Source organism: Nonomuraea purpurea, assembly GCF_042650645.1.
Lineage (GTDB): Bacteria > Actinomycetota > Actinomycetes > Streptosporangiales > Streptosporangiaceae > Nonomuraea > Nonomuraea purpurea.
In genome coordinates this window covers 39226-57406 of the sequence record NZ_JBHSBI010000031.1, presented here as the reverse complement: position 1 = coordinate 57406, position 18181 = coordinate 39226, and the positions used below count along the sequence as shown (strand labels likewise).

Annotated in this window: 21 protein-coding genes; 13 read left to right on the top strand and 8 right to left on the bottom strand. The window is 69.5% G+C overall.

The window, feature by feature from the left end:
* Positions 1-117: 117 nt before the first annotated feature.
* The 5 genes from ACFOY2_RS42515 to ACFOY2_RS42495 all read right to left on the bottom strand — a co-directional run bounded on the left by ACFOY2_RS42515 (position 118) and on the right by ACFOY2_RS42495 (position 3648).
* On the bottom strand, positions 118-918 hold the full coding sequence (locus ACFOY2_RS42515) for a DUF998 domain-containing protein (RefSeq protein WP_379533811.1): 801 nt from the start codon (positions 916-918) through the stop codon (positions 118-120).
* A gap of 339 nt (positions 919-1257) precedes the next feature.
* Positions 1258-1440 carry a hypothetical protein gene (locus ACFOY2_RS42510; protein WP_379533810.1) on the bottom strand — a complete coding sequence of 61 codons (183 nt, stop codon included), beginning with the start codon at positions 1438-1440 and terminating at the stop codon, positions 1258-1260.
* Positions 1441-1508: 68 nt separating this feature from the next.
* A complete protein-coding gene (locus ACFOY2_RS42505) occupies positions 1509-3023 on the bottom strand; it encodes a xylulokinase (protein ID WP_379533809.1) in 1515 nt (504 codons plus the stop codon).
* Entirely contained in the window at positions 3020-3430 is a 411-nt protein-coding gene (locus tag ACFOY2_RS42500; RefSeq protein WP_379533808.1) for a hypothetical protein, read from the bottom strand. Before ACFOY2_RS42500 ends, ACFOY2_RS42505 begins: the two co-directional genes overlap by 4 nt.
* A 29-nt stretch (positions 3431-3459) precedes the next feature.
* On the bottom strand, positions 3460-3648 hold the full coding sequence (locus tag ACFOY2_RS42495) for a hypothetical protein (protein ID WP_357813374.1): 189 nt from the start codon (positions 3646-3648) through the stop codon (positions 3460-3462).
* A gap of 167 nt (positions 3649-3815) precedes the next feature.
* On the opposite strand from ACFOY2_RS42495, the gene ACFOY2_RS42490 reads away from it, so the two are divergent.
* Together ACFOY2_RS42490 and ACFOY2_RS42485 are read left to right on the top strand one after the other, a co-directional pair.
* Positions 3816-4325: a VOC family protein gene (locus tag ACFOY2_RS42490; protein WP_379533807.1), complete on the top strand. Its 510-nt coding sequence runs from the start codon at positions 3816-3818 to the stop codon at positions 4323-4325.
* A gap of 46 nt (positions 4326-4371) precedes the next feature.
* Positions 4372-4602 (top strand): hypothetical protein, encoded by a 231-nt coding sequence (locus tag ACFOY2_RS42485; protein ID WP_379533806.1) that lies wholly within the window; start codon positions 4372-4374, stop codon positions 4600-4602.
* Here the strand turns inward: ACFOY2_RS42485 and ACFOY2_RS42480 are convergent.
* Positions 4599-5879 carry a TIGR04013 family B12-binding domain/radical SAM domain-containing protein gene (locus ACFOY2_RS42480; protein WP_379533805.1) on the bottom strand — a complete coding sequence of 427 codons (1281 nt, stop codon included), beginning with the start codon at positions 5877-5879 and terminating at the stop codon, positions 4599-4601. The two genes, ACFOY2_RS42485 and ACFOY2_RS42480, sit on opposite strands and share 4 nt — an antisense overlap.
* A gap of 31 nt (positions 5880-5910) precedes the next feature.
* Here ACFOY2_RS42480 and ACFOY2_RS42475 point away from each other — a divergent pair, with 31 nt between their 5' ends.
* From ACFOY2_RS42475 to ACFOY2_RS42455, 5 genes are all read left to right on the top strand, one after another.
* Positions 5911-6417 (top strand): MarR family winged helix-turn-helix transcriptional regulator, encoded by a 507-nt coding sequence (locus ACFOY2_RS42475; protein ID WP_379533804.1) that lies wholly within the window; start codon positions 5911-5913, stop codon positions 6415-6417.
* Positions 6418-6613: 196 nt separating this feature from the next.
* A complete protein-coding gene (locus tag ACFOY2_RS42470) occupies positions 6614-7768 on the top strand; it encodes an MFS transporter (RefSeq protein WP_379533803.1) in 1155 nt (384 codons plus the stop codon).
* Between the two features lie 279 nt (positions 7769-8047).
* A complete protein-coding gene (locus ACFOY2_RS42465) occupies positions 8048-9172 on the top strand; it encodes a S1 family peptidase (protein ID WP_379533802.1) in 1125 nt (374 codons plus the stop codon).
* Positions 9173-9293: 121 nt separating this feature from the next.
* Positions 9294-9671 carry a VOC family protein gene (locus tag ACFOY2_RS42460; RefSeq protein WP_379533801.1) on the top strand — a complete coding sequence of 126 codons (378 nt, stop codon included), beginning with the start codon at positions 9294-9296 and terminating at the stop codon, positions 9669-9671.
* A gap of 16 nt (positions 9672-9687) precedes the next feature.
* Complete coding sequence (locus ACFOY2_RS42455) at positions 9688-10056, top strand: VOC family protein (protein WP_379533800.1); 369 nt, start codon at positions 9688-9690, stop codon at positions 10054-10056.
* Positions 10057-10108: 52 nt separating this feature from the next.
* Here ACFOY2_RS42455 and ACFOY2_RS42450 read toward each other — a convergent pair whose 3' ends face one another.
* Positions 10109-10765: a sensor domain-containing protein gene (locus ACFOY2_RS42450; protein ID WP_379533799.1), complete on the bottom strand. Its 657-nt coding sequence runs from the start codon at positions 10763-10765 to the stop codon at positions 10109-10111.
* A gap of 286 nt (positions 10766-11051) precedes the next feature.
* Between ACFOY2_RS42450 and ACFOY2_RS42445 the strand changes: the two genes are divergently transcribed.
* The 6 genes from ACFOY2_RS42445 (at position 11052) to ACFOY2_RS42420 (ending at position 15531) form a co-directional block, all read left to right on the top strand.
* Positions 11052-11195, top strand: a complete 144-nt coding sequence (locus tag ACFOY2_RS42445; RefSeq protein WP_379533798.1) for a hypothetical protein — start codon at positions 11052-11054, stop codon at positions 11193-11195.
* A gap of 7 nt (positions 11196-11202) precedes the next feature.
* Complete coding sequence (locus tag ACFOY2_RS42440) at positions 11203-11970, top strand: MerR family transcriptional regulator (protein WP_379533797.1); 768 nt, start codon at positions 11203-11205, stop codon at positions 11968-11970.
* A 190-nt stretch (positions 11971-12160) separates the two neighbouring features.
* Entirely contained in the window at positions 12161-13792 is a 1632-nt protein-coding gene (locus ACFOY2_RS42435; RefSeq protein WP_379533796.1) for a serine/threonine-protein kinase, read from the top strand.
* Positions 13793-13925: 133 nt separating this feature from the next.
* Positions 13926-14267 (top strand): YbaB/EbfC family nucleoid-associated protein, encoded by a 342-nt coding sequence (locus ACFOY2_RS42430; protein ID WP_379533795.1) that lies wholly within the window; start codon positions 13926-13928, stop codon positions 14265-14267.
* Entirely contained in the window at positions 14264-14575 is a 312-nt protein-coding gene (locus ACFOY2_RS42425) for a hypothetical protein (protein WP_379533794.1), read from the top strand. The genes ACFOY2_RS42430 and ACFOY2_RS42425 overlap by 4 nt, the downstream gene beginning before the upstream one ends.
* The gene (locus tag ACFOY2_RS42420; protein WP_379533793.1) at positions 14572-15531 is read left to right on the top strand and encodes a hypothetical protein; all 960 of its coding nucleotides are present in this window, start codon (positions 14572-14574) and stop codon (positions 15529-15531) included. Before ACFOY2_RS42425 ends, ACFOY2_RS42420 begins: the two co-directional genes overlap by 4 nt.
* A gap of 96 nt (positions 15532-15627) precedes the next feature.
* On the opposite strand, the gene ACFOY2_RS42415 is transcribed toward ACFOY2_RS42420, so the two are convergent.
* On the bottom strand, positions 15628-18063 hold the full coding sequence (locus ACFOY2_RS42415; RefSeq protein WP_379533792.1) for a golvesin C-terminal-like domain-containing protein: 2436 nt from the start codon (positions 18061-18063) through the stop codon (positions 15628-15630).
* Positions 18064-18181 lie beyond the last annotated feature (118 nt).

Genomic DNA, 18181 nt, shown 5'->3' with positions numbered 1-18181 from the left:
TCCCGGATAGAAGATCGCGGGAGAGAATAGCACCGAAACGGGTGGGTTTAAGATCGACTTGCGATAATTCTGTGATATGCGGGGAAATTTACGCCCTTGACCGGCCCTTCAGGGCGGCTATGCGGCGGTCCTGACGACCTCTTGAGCGGCGGCTTGGGCGGCGGCTTGGGCGGCGGCTTGGGCGGCGGCTTGGGCGGCGGCTTGGGCGGCGGCTTGGGCGGCGGCTTGGGCGGCGGCTTGGGCGGCGGCGCCACGCGGGTGCCACGCCTCGGACTGCCTCCTGACCGCGCTCTCAACGGGACCCCGCCGCCACGTCAACAGCACCAACCAGCCGGCCAGCACCGCCAGCAACGCCACCTCGGACCCCAGCAGCAACCGCTCCACGAGCCCGATCATGACCCGGTCGCCCGGCAGAGCCACGTACGTGATCGCCAGGAGCCCGAACCCTCCGGCCAGAGCCACCCACTCCACCACGCGCGCCACGGGCTTCCAGGCGACATCTGAGGCCAGTCTGGAGACCATCAGGGCGCCGGCGGCAGGGAGGCTCACGAAAGCCGCAATAGAGACGTACCGGTGGATCTGAGCCGCCAGATCGAGGTCTGCGCCGAAGGGGGTCGTCGGGATGAGCGCCGCCACGACCAGCGCGCCCGACCACACCATCAGCAACCGCTCGGGCATCCCTCTCACCGGCGCCCCAGCGGCCCGCAGCCCGGCCAGCAACGCCAGGGACCCGACCCCGAGCACCGCCATCGCAACCCCCGTGACCCCTCCGCGGTCGGACACGGCGTACTCGCTCACGGTCGCGTTCACGGGGTCGAGGGCGGAATCAGGGCCCAGTTGGCCGATCACCACCGCGACCACCGCGAACAGGATCGAGCCACAGGCGACGAGGGGATAGATCCTCTTCACTGCGGTCATACCCCCAGCTTCCCGCCGCGCCCCCTCCCCCCACATCCGGCGCACCCCTACCCGTCCCCTGACCCGACCCTGAGATGACTCCCATGTAAGCCACCCACCGACCCGAGCTGTCCGAGTGCGGGGGCGGGCGTTTTCCCATCCTTTACGGCGTCGCCAAGCGGGCGCCACCCACCGACCCGGGTGACCGGCCTTCCAGGGTGACGCTCACCCGCCTCACCGCCGCACCGCCGTAACGGCGCACGGTCACCGGCTTCTTCGCACAACCGGACACCCCTCGCGAACCCAAAAGAGCCGCCGTTCTCCCCAACGCCAGGGAGGACGGCGGCTCTGCTGCCCGGCTTAAACGTCCAGGCAGTACATCCAGCCGTAGTCGGGGACGTAGCAGCGGTACCAGACATCACCGGGAGGCATCGCCTGCGCGGGCGCGCTCGCCATGCCGATGGTGACCACGGTGGTGACGGCGAGGAGGGAAAGAGCACATGCCCGGCGCACCCGGGCCTTCATCGAAGTTTGGGATCTCATGCCCCTCATGCAACACACCGCCACTTGGAACCATCTTGGAACTGACTGCACACGATCGGCGGGGAACGTCAGTCCAGGATGTGGGTGGTGGCGCGGGTGTAGCGGGTGCGGATTTCGGGGGCGGCTTCGCCTTCGTACGTCTGCGTGTCCTCCGAGTGCCAATCCGGTGTGGTCACCAGCGTCGCGGCCTGGTGGGCGGCGCCGTTGGCAACGTACTCGGCGGGTGGCGGCACCATGATCGGGACGCCGAAGATGGTCGGGGCGATGCGCCGGACGGCCTCCGAGCGGGCCGCCCCGCCGATCAGGAGCACCCGTTCCGGCCGCATCGCCAGCGCGTCCAGGGCGTCGGCGAGGCCGCAGAGCATGCCCTCGATGGCCGCCCGCGCCAGGTGGGCCCGGGTCGAGGTGGCCAGAGTGAGCCCGTGGATGGAGCCCGTGGCGGTGGGCCGGTTGGGGGTGCGTTCACCCTCCAGGTACGGCACCAGTGTGAGCCCGTCGGCTCCCGGCGGCGCCTGGAGGGCGAGGTCGCTCAGCTCGTCGAGGCCGACTCCGGCGATGCGGGCGGCGGCGTCCATGACGCGGGCGGCGTTGAGCGTGCACACCAGCGGCAGGAACCGCCCCGTGGCGTCGGCGAATCCGGCCACCGCTCCCGTGGGGTCGGCGCTGGGCGTCTCGGCGACGGCGAACACGGTGCCGGACGTGCCGAGCGACACCACGACGTCACCCGGCCGCGCGCCCACACCGAGCGCGGCGGCCATGTTGTCACCGGTGCCCGGAGCGATCAGCACCCGCTCGGCAACGCCACCGAAACCCGCCGCACCACCGAAACCCGCCGCCAGGCCACCGCCCGGCAGACCCGTGCTCCCTGGAGAAGCGCCTGCGCCGGTGCCGGAGGCCGCGCCCACCTCGTCCGTTGGGCCCAGTACCCGGGGCAGCAGCGGCACCGTCCCGAAGGCGGCCTTCAGCAGGTCGGGGCGGTAGGCGCCCGTGAACGGCGACCAGTAGCCGGTGCCCGAGGCGTCGCCGCGGTCGGTGGTGAGGTGGTCGAGGGGTGGCGTGGGCGCGTCGGCCCAGGCCGCGGCGTCGAAAGGACCGGAGGCGAGCGCCCCCGCCAGCCGCCACGTCAGCCAGTCGTGCGGCAGGCACACCGCGGCCGTGCGGCGGGCGTTGGCGGGCTCGTGTTCGGCCAGCCACCGCAGCTTGGTGACGGTGAACGAGGCCACGGGCACCGAGCCCACGGCGTCGGCCCAGGCCTGCGGCCCGCCGAGTTCGGCGGTCAGGTCGAGGGCGGCCTGGGCGGAGCGGGTGTCGTTCCACAGGAGGGCGTCGCGTACGACGTTTCCGCTCTCGTCCAGACAGACCATGCCGTGCTGCTGCCCGGCGACGCTGATGGCCGCCACGTCGTCCAGCCCGCCGGCCGCCGAGATGGCCTGCAGTAAGGCGGCCCACCAGTGTGACGGGTGCACCTCGGTGCCGCCCGGGTGCGGAGCGCGGCCCTCGCGAACCAGCGCGCCCGTCTCCGCGTCTCGAATGACGACTTTGCAACTCTGCGTGGAGGAATCGACCCCAGCGACCAGCGTCACCCACGAACTCCTAACAAGTGCTCCAGCGCAAGCTGGTTCAGATGGGTGAAATGGTATCCGTGCCAGGCCGCCGGCCCAGGATCGAAGTCGGACGGCGTCTCGCCGTGGTCGAGGGTGGACGGGCCGGGTTCGTCGGCGTCCGGATTGGTCCCGAAATTTCGGACTCTCTTGCGATAAATTAGGGACGTCCGAATATTGGCCGAGCCCGAAACCCGCACTTCCGCCGTACGTGACAGTCCGTGGTCGTCATGGACGCCGTGCTCCGGCAGATCGGCCAGATCGCCGCCATGGACGGCCGGCCAGTGCCGGCTCTCGGAAAGGGCGGCGTCCCCGAACGGGACGCGTGCCTGCCGGCCGGCCGTCCGCAGACCGAGCGCGAATCGATCGCCAGGGGGTGGCTCGAACATGTTCCGATGCTCCCCTGGCGATCGGTTGTTCACAAGCCCGATGGATCGCGCCCCACGCTGATCTCTTCAGCGATCTTGCGGATCTCCGCCACCTGGAGGCCGGGAGCCTTGGGCAGATGGAGCAGCAGCGCCTCCATCACCACGGGCACCGGCTGGCCGGCGAACCGCCCCGCGATGCCGTGAACCGCTCTGAACAGCGCCTCTTCGGTGTCGTGCATGGGCAATCTCCTTCGTCGGGTACCGGGAGAACGCTACGGCCTCGGCAGAACAGTTTGCCCGCTCATCCCGCCAGCGTGTTCCCACCGGACTTGGAATCTGGCCCGCCCCAATTTAGTTGCACCCTCATATAATTCTTGATGGGACTCTTGTCAGGGAGGGGAACACCATGCCGGTCCAGCGGCTCAATCACGCGGTCCTCTACGTCCGCGACGTGGAGCGCAGCGTCGCCTTCTACCGCGAGGCCCTCGGCTTCGAGGTCGTGATGGGCATGCGGGGCGCCGCGTTCCTGCAGGCGCCCGGCTCGACGAACGACCACGACCTCGGCCTGTTCGAGATCGGCGCGGCCGCCGCGCCCTCGCCCGCGGGCCGCACCTCCGTCGGCCTGTACCACCTGGCCTGGGAGGTCGACACCCTTGAGGAGCTCGAACGGGTCGAGGCCAAGCTGATCGAACTCGACGCGCTCGTCGGCTCCACCGACCACAGCACGACCAAGGCGCTGTACGCCAAGGACCCCGACGGGCTGGAGTTCGAGGTGTCGTGGCTGGTGCCGGCCTCACTGCTGACCGACGAGATCCTCGCCGGACGCGCCGACATCCGGCCGCTCGACCTGAAGGCCGACAAGGAGCGGTACGGCGCCAGGACCATCGGCGGCGTCGGCGTGTCGATTCCGGGATAAAGGTACCGTTAGGTATATCCGACCTCCATCTTCCACGGAGACGGTCATGCCAAGCGACCCTGATCACGTACTCGACGCCATCGACGGTGTCGTCGACGAGTGGGAGACGCTGAGCGCGGACGCCATGCGCTGGGCGCCTCCGGAGAGCAAAAGTCCCGATCTCATCACCGAGGTGACGGAGATCTTCAGCCCGCTCGCCGACGCGTTCGCGCAGGCGCTGCGGCCGGTCAGCGACGCGTTCGAGCGCGTGATGCACGCCTTCGAGGACGACGACTAACTCGTACGTCGCCTCGGTGTCCTGCGCGGATAGGCCTTGGCCGTCTCGGCCAGGCGCACGGCGTGCTCGGCCTGCTTGCGCCAGTGTCCGTAGGCGTCGCCGCGCTGGGCCAGCCGATCCAGCTCGCTCATGGTGCTGAGCGGGATGAACGCCGGCTCGGCGTCCCGCCACGGCGTTCCCGGCAGTGGCATGAACGTGTGCGTGTGGATGCGGGCCCCGAGATCGGCCAGGTCGGAGGCCAGTTCGAGCGAGGCGGCCTGGTCCTGCTCGCTTTCGCCTGGCATGCCGAAGATGAAGTCGACGTTCGGCCTGAACCCGTGTTCCACCGCGATCCTGACCGCGTCGCGCACCGGCGCGGTGTCATGCCCGCGTCCGGAGGCGGCCAGCACCTGGTCAGAGCCGGACTGCGCGCCGATGATCAGGTTGTCGTTGGCCACGTAACGCCTGAGCAGCCGCATGGCCTCCGGGGTGACGTGCTCGGGACGCACCTCGGAAGGGAAGCTCCCGAAGAACACCCGGCCGTGCGGCGGCAACTCCTCCTTGACCCCGGCCAGCAGCTCCTCGACCGCGCCGAGGTCGGGATCAGGGCCAGGCGAGCCGTAGGAGAGCGAGGTCGGCGTGATGAACCGCACGTCGCGCAGGCCCTTGGCGACCATGCCGCGCACGTGCTCACGCACGCTGGCCACCGAGCGGTGACGGAACTGCCCGCCGAACATGAACGGTGTCTGACAGAAACGGCACGTATAACGACACCCGCGAGTGATCTCGATCGGCCCGTGCCTGCCGGCGAACGAGGGGAACGCGTCGAGCGGCAACTGCGGCGCCGACCCGGTGCGTAGCGCGACCCCGTCGGTGTCCTTGACCGCCAGCCCGGGGACCGAGGTGAGCGGCCGGTCGTCCTGGAGCGCCCGTACGAGGGAGATGATCGTCGACTCCCCCTCGCCGATGCCCGCCAGGTCCCAGCCCGCGTCGATGACCTGCTGCGGCTCGGCGGTGGCGTGCACCCCACCCGCGATGTGCAGCCCCCGGCCGCCGCTCAGCGCCCTGACCTGGGCCAGCTCGGCCGCCATCGCCTCGGCGTCAGGGGAGTAGAACGACCACAACACGAGCACCCGCTCGGCGCCGCTGTCCGCGATGTGCGCGGCGGTCTCCTCGACGGTGGTGCCGAGCCGCAGGTCGTGCTCCACCCCCGCGGTGTCGAGCGCGGCGAGCAGGGCGTGCACGCCGTACGTCACCGCCTTGCGGTATCGGACCACCACACTCACCGTCAACGCCACGCCCGGCAGCGTAGTCCATAGATTGAGGGTCATGACCGGCCTGGGAACGCTGATGCGCCACCTCCACGAGCTGATGGACGGCGCGATCGCCGACATCTACGCCGAGCACGGCCTGCCCGAATACCGCCCCCGCTTCTCCCCCGTGGTGCGCACGCTGGTGGAACGCGGCCCGATGACCATCCGCGACGTGGCGGAGGCGATCGGCGTGACGCACTCGGCGGCCAGCCAGACCGTGATCCAGATGCGCCGCTGCGACCTGGTCACCCTGGAGAAGGGCAAGGACGCCCGGCGCCGCATCGTCCACCTCAGCCAGAAAGCCATGGCGGCGCTGCCCCTGATCGAGGCCGAGTGGGCGGCGACCGAGCGGGCGGTGCGTGAGCTGGACGCGGAGCTGCCCATGCCCCTGGCCGACGTGCTGCGGGCGGCGGCGCAGGCGCTGGAGCGCCGCCCGTTCCGCGACAGGATCGCGCGCATAGACCCCACAACCGACCGCCAAGCCCCAGCGCCCGACCACCAGAACCCCGCGACCAACCAGTAGGCCCCATACCCGAGCACCACAACCCCGCGACCAACCATTAGAACCCCGCGGTCGACGGCCAGAACCCCCAAACAACCGTTAGAATCGCGGCATGACCTGGCGACATTGATCCATAACCAGGGGCCGGCGCGGGGCGCGCGGGCCTCCGAGGCGGCAAGCACTCGGAGTCCCTGCTCGTTCCCCCGGAAGGCCTCACATGCTTGTCGCGAAGCTGTACGCGTATGCGTTCCTTGGCGAGTTCGTTCTGCTCTACCCGGTTTACACGCTGTTGTTCACCGACGCCGGGTTGTCTGTCGCCGAGACCTCCTCGCTGTTCGTCATCTGGTCGGTGACGGGCCTGGTGCTGGAGATCCCGTCCGGCGCCTTGGCCGACAGGGTGTCCAGACGTCTGCTGTTGTGCCTGGGCCCGCTGCTGACCGGCCTGGGTTTCGGTCTGTGGACCCTGTTCCCGTCCTACTGGGTGTTCGCCCTCGGATTCGTGATGTGGGGTGCCGGAGAGGCGCTCATCTCCGGCTCGTACGAGGCACTGGCCTATGAGGAGTTGGAGCGGCGGGGGCAGTCGGGCCGCTACGCCGCCGTCATGGGCCGGGCCACGGCCGTCGGCCTGGTCGCCGACGCGGCGGCCATCGGCCTGGCCGTGCCGGTGTTCGCGGCCGGCGGATATCTCGCCGTGGGTGCGGCCAGCGTGCTGGCGTGCGTGTTGTGCGCCGTCACCGCCCTGACGCTTCCCGAGCACAGAACGTCCGGCGGCGAGGGGGAGAGCTACCTGGCGATCCTCAAGTCCGGAATCTCCCAGGCGCGTACGGATCGGGGTGTGCTGCACGCGCTGCTGCTGGTCACGTTTGTGACGGCGATCTGGGGGGCTTTGGAGGAGTACGTCCCGTTCTTGGGGGCCGAGACCGGCGTGGCCAAGACGACCATCCCCCTGCTGATCCTGGTGGTCTGGATCGGCGCGACGTCGGGCGGCCTGCTGGCCGGGGCCGCCGCCGAGCGGATGTCCACTCGCGGGTACGCCCTGACGATCGCGCTGGCCGCGCCGGCCATGGCCGTGGGAGCGATGAGTGGGCACCCGGCCGGGTTCGTGCTGATCGCGCTGGCCTTCGGGGCGTTCCAGCTCGCCGGTGTCGTGGCCGACACACGACTGCAGGAGCGGATCAGCGGTCCCGCGCGGGCCACCGTGACGTCCGTCGCCGGTCTGGGCACGAACCTGGTCACGCTCGTGGTGTACGCCGTCTACGGGGCGGCGTCGTCGGCCGTGTCACATGGGACGATGTTCGCCCTGCTGGTGCTGCCGTACCTGCTCATCGCCCTCATGATGGCGCGCGGCAGGGTGCCCGCCCGCCAGGAGTGACCGTCCCCGGGATCCGTTTGGGCGCAGGAGGCGGCGCGGGGGCCGCCTCCGGCCTGGGCCCCGCGCCGACGCGAACCCGGGCAGCAGCGCCTACGCACAGACACCACCTCCGGCACCGGGACGCTACCGACCGACCACCTCATCCGCCTTTCGGCATGAAATTCCATATTTGGCCCTTGTCCGAAAAACGGCCATAACACCGACATAGGGGCCCTTTTGGTATGCGCCAGGACCCGCGCCAGCCGTTAACTTGACAGAACCCCCACCCGAGGAGTGCACATGTTGAGTAAACGCTGTGCGCTGGTAGGCGCCATCATCCTGGGCGCCTGCGTGGCCACCCCCCTCAGCCCGGCATTCGCTGACCCGGCACCTCAATCCGCCTCCCCAACTCCCCCGTCCGTGATCGACGCGCTCGAACGCGACCTCGGTCTGTCAGAAGAGCAGGTCGTCACCAGGCTGGCCAACGAGGAACGCGCCGCGGCCACCCAGGCCACGCTCTCCTCCGAGCTCGGCGACTCCTACGGCGGCTCCTGGCTGAACGACGACGCCTCCAAGCTCATGGTCGCCACCACCGACGCGGGCGCCACCAAGGCCATCGAGTCGAAGGGCGCGCAGCCGGTCGTGGTCGAGCGGTCGCTCGCCCAGCTCGACGCGATCGTGGCGCAACTCGACCAGGCGCCGCAGGAGAAGAGAGCGGCGGCGGCCCTCTGGTTCGTCGACGTCAAGACCAACAAGGTCGCCGTCCAGGCCGCCACCACCGAGGCCGCCCAGACCCTCGCCAAGGCGGCGGGCGTGGACCAGAACGCGATCACCGTGACGGCCACCGCCGAACGGCCCACTCCGTTCATCAACATCGTCGGCGGCGCCGCCTACTACATCGGCGGCAGCCGCTGCAGTGTCGGCTTCTCCGTCACCCGAGGCAGCACCCCCGGCTTCGTCACCGCCGGGCACTGCGGCCGGGCCGGCAACGCCACCACCAGCCCGACAGGCACCTTCCAGGGCTCGTCCTTCCCCGGCAACGACTACGCGTGGGTCGCCGCCCCCGGCAACACCACGACACCGTATGTACGCGGTTCCGGCGGCGCGAACGTGACCGTCCGCGGCTCCACCCAGTCGGCCGTCGGCGCGTCCATCTGCCGCTCCGGCTCGACCACCGGCTGGCGCTGCGGCACCATCCAGCAGCACAACGCCACCGTCACCTACCCGCAGGGCACCGTCACCGGCCTGACCCGCACCAGCGCGTGCGCCGAGCCCGGCGACTCCGGCGGCTCGTTCATCTCGGGCAGCCAGGCCCAGGGCGTCACCTCCGGCGGTTCCGGCAACTGCAGCGTCGGCGGCACGACGTACCACCAGCCGGTCAACGAGATCCTGAGCGTGTACGGACTCACACTCAGAGTCGGCTGACCTTCCTCTGCGCGGCGCGCCTTCCCCCGGGGCGCGCCGCGCTTTTTCACGCCCTCATCACCGATGAGTTTCCCGCGGCGCCCCAGTCTGCCCATGGACGCGAAAAGAAAGGAGCACCGCGATGCAGCGACCCGTCCTGGGCAGCATGCTGCTGGCCAGCACCGACCCCGAGCGCCTGAACACCTGGTACGCCACCGTGCTCGACCCGGAGCAGAACATCGAGGTCAACGGCTACAGGCTGCTCAAGTTCGGCGAGTTCTTCCTGATGATCGACACGCGGGCGGACGTCACCGACAAGAATCCCGAGCCCGGCAGAGCCATCATGAACTTCGACGTACCCGACGCCCGGGCCGTCGTCGCCCGCATGAACCAGGCGGGCGTGTCGTGGCTGGCGGAGCTCGAAGACCGCGACGGCAGCCTCTTCGCCACCGCCATCGACCCGGACGGCAACTACGTCCAGATCATCCAGCTCAGCGACGCGCACCGCGCCGCCATGTGACGTCAGGGGGCGGAACATGTTCGAAACGGCAAAGGCCTTCAGCGGTTTCTCGGTGAACGACATCCCCGCCGCGAAGAAGTTCTACGGCGAGACCCTCGGATTGCGGGTCTCAGAGCAGAACGGCCTGTTGACGCTCCACTTTCCGGGCGGCAACGACGTTCTGGTCTACCCGAAGGAGGACCACACACCGGCCACATTCACCATTCTCAACTTCCCGGTGGCGGACATCGAGAAGGCGGCGGACGAACTGACGGCCCGCGGGGTGAGGTTCGAACGCTACGAGAACATGCCGACGGACGAGCGCGGCATCTTCCGCGGCGGCGGCCCACTGATCGCCTGGTTCAAGGACCCGGCGGGAAACGTCCTGTCGGTACTCCAGCAGTAACACCGAGGGGGCCCTTCTCACCGCGCGGAGAAGGGCCCACCATTTCCAGAGTTCATCGAGCCGACGCCCAGGCCAGGTCGCGGGCAGGAGCGGGCTCGGGGTAGGCGGCTCGGGTGAGCATGACCTGCGCCACGCTCGCCTTGAACAGGGCGGCCATCCGCACCACCGGCACCAGGGTCAGCGCGAACAGCGCGCCCACCGCCGTGGTGACGATCACCAACATCGTGGGCGTGTTGGGCAGCCCCAGCCACTCCAGGTGCCCCCCGGCACCGGGAATCCTGGCGATGACCCACCCGTAGATGGGGAAGGTCAGCCCGGCGACGGCCGCGGCCCACCAGGTGACGGTCAGCACGAAGGAGACCAGCGCGAACGGCAACGCGATGATCCCGTGCAGCAGGTCCATGCACGCCTGCCCGCTGGTCAGCGGATTCATCACACGCCGGAACCAACCCGCCCGCTCGGGGACGGGCGTGTACGCCGGACGGGCGACCGGGTGACCGAGCACTCCGGGAAGCGCGACCCGTTCAAGATCGGCCAGATGCCTGGACGCGGCGGCGGTCGCGGCCAGCAGGGGCAGGCCGACAAAAGCGACGGCACTGCCGAGACCCGCCGAAACCCCGACGACGGTGGTGGTGAACGCGGCGACGGACAGCGGCAGTCCGAGCAGGACGTAGCGGGTGTCGGTGCCAAGACGCTGGAGGGTTCCCATGGGGACAACGCTACGAACCAGGACAGGTCTCCATCGACCCTGCGTACAGGCCGATGCATGGTAGGGACAGCCCTACCAATACGGCCGGCGGACGGGCGATATGACCTCGGTGATGCGCAGGTGGTCGACTCTCGTTGCATAGCGCGGTACGCAACAGGCACAGTTCGGCCTTGAAGGCACCGCTTCGTGCCTCGCTGCACCGCCACTCGTACCAATCGGCGTCCTCCAGCAGCCAAATCAGGCGGGCGCCGTCGGCCGGCAGGCTCCAGAACTCGGGCGGCTGCGGATGGGCATCGCCAAGATCTTCAAGAAGGACGAGGGCCGCCTGGCCGAGCGGTTCCTGATCGTTGTTGACCTTCTCGTTACGGCAACTTCTATGGTCGTGAACGAGCCGGAAAGTACCGGCTCGGTGATGAGCAAGGACGGGTGAGCCGGTCATGGCATGGTCGATCGCGCAGGTGGCCCAGATGTCGGGAGTGACGTCCCGGACGCTGCGCCACTACGACGAGATCGGGCTGCTGCCGCCCGCGCGGGTCGGCGGGAACGGCTACCGCTACTACGAGGAGGACCAGTTGCTTCGCTTGCAGCAGGTCCTGGTGCTGCGTGAGCTGGGTCTCGGCCTGACCGAGATCAAGGAGATCGTCGAGCGGCACACCGACCCCATCACAGCGCTGCGTGAGCATCACCGGGGCCTGCTGGCGGAGCGCGACCGGCTGGACCGGGTTGCGGGCATGGTGGAACGCACCATCGCCGAACTTCAGCAGAACGAAGGGAAAACGACCATGTCCAAGATCAGCAGACCGGAGAACCTGTTCGAAGGGTTCAACAGCGCACAGTACGAGGCCGACGCCCGCGAGCGCTGGCCGGAGCAGTGGCAGCGCAGCGGGCAGCAGGCGCTCCTGGCCGGCCGCACTCCGCGAGAACTGGAGCAGATGCAGCGGGAGGCGACGGCGGGGATGATCCGGTTGGCCGAGCACATGCTCGCCGGCACTCCTGTCGACGCTCCGCAGGTCTTCGCCGAGCTCGACGTCCACTATCGGCACCTGAGTGAGTCCTGGACGCCGACCGCCGCGCAGTATCTGCACCTGGCCCGGATGCAGGCGGAAGAGGAGCACTTCCGGACGAACTACGAGCAGGTCGCCGAGGGGTTGGCCGAGTACATGCGCGACGCCATGACCGCCTACGCGCACGCCCGGCTGACCTGAACCCCGCCACCGCGATTCCTCGACAGCTCCTCCGCCGCGTCTCCGGGCGAGGCTCGCCCGATTACAACCTCACCGCCGGATCGCCACGCGGTGGCGTCAATCCTCCATGTGGTTCTCACGGAGGTTACGGGTGAGTGTCCGAGACGAGACTTTCGGTCACTTATGAGGGGATGCTACCTATGATCGTCCCGTGACGTCCTATGCCTCCCCCACCGTCGTCGGTCTCAGCGATCAAGATCCCCGGGAGCTGGGCGAATACCGCGTCGCAGGTCGACTCGGCGACGGTGGCATGGGCAGCGTCTACCTGGCGGAGGGCCCGACCGGCCTCGTCGCGATCAAGCTGATCAAGCCGCACTTGGCGCACGACCCCGAGTTCATGCGCCGGTTCCGGCGGGAGGTGGCGGCGGCGCGCAAGGTGAGCCGATGGTGCACGGCGCCGGTGCTCGACGCGCAGTTGGACGATGCCCCGCTGTGGCTGGTGACCGAGTACGTCCCCGGCCTCGACCTGGGCCGCCACGTCAAGGAGCACGGGCCGCTGACCGGGGCCGCAGGCGAGTCGCTCGCGGTGGGCGTGGCGGTCGCGCTGGCCGCCATCCACCAGGCCGGCATCGTGCACCGCGACCTCAAGCCGGGCAACGTGCTGCTCTCGCCGCTCGGTCCGAGGGTGATCGACTTCGGTATCTCCCGCGCGCTCGACACCGAGCAGACGACCCGGTCCGGGCAGATGATGGGCACCCCGGGCTACATGGCGCCGGAACTGTTCTCCGGGCAGGTGGACCCGGCCGCCGACATCTTCGCGTGGGGGTGCGTGGTGGGCGCCGCCACCTCCACCACCGCGCCGGGCAGGTCGCCCTTCGCCGCCGACAACATGATGCAGGCCTTCCACCGGGTCATGCAGGAAGAGCCGGACCTGGACGGCGTCGAGCCCGCGCTGCGCGACCTGGTACGTGCCGCGCTGGCCCGCGACCCCGCCGCGCGCCCCACCGCCGAGGAACTGGTGGCCAAGCTGTCCGGACCGGGCACGGAGGCGGCCGAGATCGCGCGGACCCTGCGACTGCGCGTCGGGTATGGGGAAACCGTGGCGCTGCCCCCGGCGTCGGCCGCGCCACCCAGCCGGCGGCTGCGCGACCTGGCGACCGGCGCAGGGGCCGGCGTGGTCGCGGTGGGCCTGGTGGCCGCCGCCGTCGCGGGGATCCAGGCGCTGCCACCCGCCGTGCCCAAGCCGCCGGACGTCCTCTACGAAGAGGACTTCGGCAACGACAAGTCAGGCTGGTACAACAGCGGCTCCTCCTCACTGACAACGGACCGTGGCTACACCGGCGACGGCCGGTACACCATGGCGGAGGACTACTCGAACAACTCCCACTGGGCGACCGCCCCGGTGAACGCCGTCCTCCCGGAACAGGCGCTGATCTCGGTCAAGATGGACCTCAGCCAGAGCAAGGACAGCTGGAACGGCGTCTTCTGCGAATACTCGAAAACCGACGAGGACAAGGACGATCTCGCCTACCTCCTGGAGGTCCGCGAGAACGGGTACGCCAAGATCGTCAAGGTGGCCGGGACGGGATGGACGGACCTGACCCCCGATCTCCGCATCCCCGGGTTCGACCAGAAGAACACGCTGCTGCGGGTCGAGTGCGCGCGCGGGAGCGGCGAGGTGCGGGTCGCGCTGTGGGCGGGCGAGGAGCTCATCGCGGAGCGGGTGGACCACGAGGTCGCGGCCGCCACGGGCCCGCCCAGGTTCGGGCTCTACATGGAAGCGGGCAAGGACTCGAAGAGCCGCGCGTTCTACGACGACTTCGCCATCAGCCGCCTCCCCTGAGCCCCTGACCGGCTAGCCGAATCAACAGCCTGGACACCAGAAGCGTCAGGAGACACAGTCCCTCCTGACGAGCGCCCGGCCAGGATGCTATATATGAAACCGCCACAAAGGTCACAGCTGTTGAGGCGGGCACATGGCTTCCGAACGCGAGGATCTCCGTGGTTTCGGGGAGACGGCACGCGGGCTGGTGGGTGCCACGGTCGGTGCCGACGGCCTGCTCGAGCGCGTGCGCATCACCCCGCGGGCGCTCCGGCTCAATTCCCAGGAACTGGAGGAGCAGGTGCTTGCCGCCGTGCGGGCCGCGCAGCAGGACCGGCTCGCACGAGCCGGGGAGCCCGCCGACGACCTGCCACCCGCCCTCGCGCCGGAGACCATGACGAAACGGCTTGACGAGTTCGAGGCCGAGGCACTGGGACGTTTCTCCCGGATGAACGCCTCACTCGACGAGTTGCTGCGGCGGCTGGAGGAACGGTGAGCGAGATCCCGGACGTAGTGCACGACAACGACGGGCGGGCAAGGTCCGGGCACGCGGTGCAGGCGCTGGCCGACGAGCACGAGGAGTTCAACCGGTCGCTGGGCACCGCCGTGGCCGCCGCCGGGCTGCTGCCGTACGTCGGGGTGGCTCTGGAGGCGCTGCTGCGGAACATGCTGGAGGAGTCCGAGGACCTGCACGGTCGCACCAGCCTGGCGGCCGAAGGGCAGATCGCGATGGCGGGCAGCAACGCCGCCACCGAGCTGGCCGGCGTCCAGCATGCCGAGACCTTGCGCCGGATGCTGGCATGAGCGACGACCCGCTGGTCGCGCTGGGCGCGCCACTGCTGCCGGTCGAGCGGCCGCGCGACGTGCCGACCGGCGACCATCTCACGCTGCTGGCGCGAGGCGCGGGCTTCCACCGCGACCGCGGCACCGAGATGGCGATCGCCCAGCAGCCCGCCCGCGACGAGGCCGGCCCGGCGGCGCAGGCGTCCGACGCGCACACGGCAGACACCGCCACACGGGCCGCCGACCTGGGCCGGCGGATGGATATCGCGCACGGCGGAGTCGAGACGGCGGCGCTGGTCGCGGCGGCGGGCGGGGCGGCCTACCTGTTCTACGCCGCTTACGCCGGCATCGGCCGCCAGGTGGCCCCCCAATCGGTGCCCGCCGTTCAGGCCGCCGCCCTGCGCACCGACGGCCAGATGCAGCTGGCCATGCGCAAGATCGCCGAGGTGTTCGACCGGCTGAAGAAGCAACCGCCACGCTCGGGTGGGGCGGCCCGCCTGGGCGGCGGGCCGGCCCCCGAGAACATCGTCCGGCTGCACCTCGACGGGGTGCGCCGCACTCTGGAGGCCGCCCAGCGCGCTGCCAAGGAGGCGCGCGGGACGCTGGAGGTGAGCCACGTCCGCATCAGGAACACGATCGCCACCACGCGGTCCCGTCACCCGCACAACGTGAACGACTACACCGTCCGCTACACCGGCGACTGGAACCGGCATCCCTTTCTGTCGCCCGCCGACCGGGAGTCCATGGTGGCCGCCCGTAACGGCCTGCGCGAGCAGAGCGACCTGGTCGGCCACGCGGGAGAGCGGCTCGGGGTGGCCGGCCGCCAGATCGACGACAGTCTCGCCGGGACGCGCGGCGAGGAGGCCGCCCGCTTCCGCCAGCTCCGATTCGAGGCCGACGGCCTGGCCGGCGAACACGAGCGGCTGAGCGAGCGCCTGCGGGTGCTCACTCAGCGCTACGACGGCTCCCCCGGCTAGACGGGCGAGGTGGTCTGAATCGGGTTGCCGATCGCCTCGGATAACGCCCTGACCTCAGCAACCGACATCCTCGACGATCATCCCGAAGCTTCGGCCTCAAGTGCCGACGAGTCGTACGGCGTCGGCGATGACGTAGCCGTTGGCATCGTCCGACAGGTCGATTGTGGCCGCACCGCCGGCCAAGAACGGGAAACTGCCGAGCACCACCCACTGCCCGCCCTTGACCTGCTGGTTGACACGTATCGTTGTCCCGCCGTCGGCATGGTTGACGACGTATGGCGCGTTGGAGGCCCGGTTCTCATGCGCCGTGTACCAGACCGCGACCTGATAGACGCCCGTCATGGGAACGTCCGGCCGGAACCGTACCTTCGCGGCACCCGTACCGGCCGGGTGAGTGAGATAGCTCTGCCCGTAGTATCCCGCCACCCCAGTCGCCCGGTTCCAGGTGCCCGACGCCACCTCCAGGCTCGCCATCGAGTCGTTGTCGACCACGACACCGTTGCGGACGAGTCGTACGGCGTCAGCGATGACGTAGCCGTTGGCGTCGTCCGACAGGTCGATTGTGGCCGCACCGCCGGCCAAGAACGGGAAACTGCCGAGCACCACCCACTGCCCGCCCTTGACCTGCTGATTGACACGTATCGTTGTCGCGCCATCGGCATGGTTGACGACGTATGGCACGTTGGAGGCCCGGTTCTCATGCGCCGTGTACCAGACCGCAACCTGGTAGACGCCCGTCATGGGAACATCCGGCCGGAACCGTACCTTCGCGGCGCCCGTACCAGCCGGGCGGGTGAGGTAACTCTGCCCGTAGTATCCCGCCACCCCAGTCGCCCGGTTCCAGGTGCCCGACGCCACCTCCAGGCTCGCCAGAGAGTCGTTGTCGGCCACGACTCGTGGTGCGTCGGCATGCGCCGCACCATCAGAGATCAGCATGAGCTGATCTGGAGCGATCACCAGACCACCAGCTCGTCCCGCGCCGGCCAGAGTGAAGCGAATCCGGTGCGTTCCGGACGACAGATGGACCCGCCCCACGGGATAGACCTGGTAGCCCTCGGCCACCGTCATCGTCGGGTCGACTGTGCCATGCGGCAGTTCCACCCCGTCTATGCCGGTGCTGATCCGTCCCCGGTCGGCGATCCGGTGATGGCGCACCGCCACCTCGTAGCTGCCAGCCGCGGGCACGTCGAACGGGACCTCGACGTAGGCGGGCACTTTGCCGGCGGCGTATCGGAGGGTGCGGCCACCGCGAGCATTGGCGTCCTGGACGATCTGCGGCACGCCCGCGTCGGTCCTGGCCTCATTGGTTGCGAGCTCGATGTCGCGCAACGTGAACCCGGGCCCGGTGGCCAAGCTGTCCCGCCCGTTCGTGAGCCATTCGAGGTCGAAGCGGGCCATCGAGATGCGTTCAGGAAACGCCGCCGAGGCACCATCGCGGCCGTACACCAGCAGGATGGTGCCGTCGGACAACGTACCGAGGTCGGAGTAGTAGGACGGGCCGGCGTTGACCACCCGGCTGTACCGGTAGCTCGCGCCCTCGTCGTACGAAATCGAGACGGTCATCTGCTCACGGGCGGACGAGTCCGGTCGGCTGAAGAGCAGCCGGTCCACCGAGCCGCGGGTGTACTGGACCAGGCCCGCGTCGACGGAGACGAACTGCCCGGTCGCGCCGTCGGCCACCGGCTTGGACCAGGTGATTCCGCCGTCGGTGCTGGTCGACGATATGCGGTAGCGAGTCCCGCCGGAACCCCACCGGCCGTTCAGCGTGACGGTGCCGTCGTCGCGCTGATGGACCCGCGCTTCGTTGATCGGGTAGCCCGTCGAGAACGGAACCGGACCGCCGCGTCGCCACGTGACGCCGTGGTCGTCGCTGTAGAGCATGTCGTCCCCGTAGTTGGGGTTCGGGTCCGGCGCGCGGTGGGCGACCGGCATCAGCAGTCGGCCGGAGTCGAGTTGGATGCCGTGGCCGGGGGTGGGGCTGTGGCGGGTCCAGCCGTGCGGACCACCGGTATACAGCGAGGTCAGGTCGACGGCCGCGCTCCAGGTCGCGCCGCTGTCGTCGCTGCGCTTGATGAACAGCGACCCTCCGGACCCTTTGTAGAACAGGAAGACCGCGCCGCTCTGCTCGTCCACCAGCGGTGTGGCGCTGCCCCAGCTGTGCGCCGGATCGGCGGCGACGACCGGCGTGCTCGCGGACCAGCTACGCCCGGCGTCGTCGCTGCGCCGAACGAGGAGGTCCTTGGCGCCGGCATCGGAGACTACGAAACGCCCTTCGGTGAAGGTGAGCACAACGTCCTCGGCAAGGACGTCGCCGGTCGCGGGCACCGGCGTGCCCGCCCGGATCACGGCCAGTCCCTGGACGTGGAAGTTCGCGTATTGGTCGACGGCGGTCGAGTCCCACAACGTCGTCTCGGTCAACGTGCCCGCCGCCGCAGCGGCCGTCGGCGGATCTGTCGGGGCCACCACTGCGGTGATGGCCAGGGCCAGGCTCAGTAAGGAGAACAGTGCTCGTCTACCCAGGTGTCCGACCACGCCGCAATATTAATCTCCATGAATGCCAATGGGTATGTATGTTTTTTTCAGTACGGTGCCAGAGGGTTCCGGGCGGTTGACCTGGTCTTCTGGCCTCGACGCCCGACGCACTGCCGCC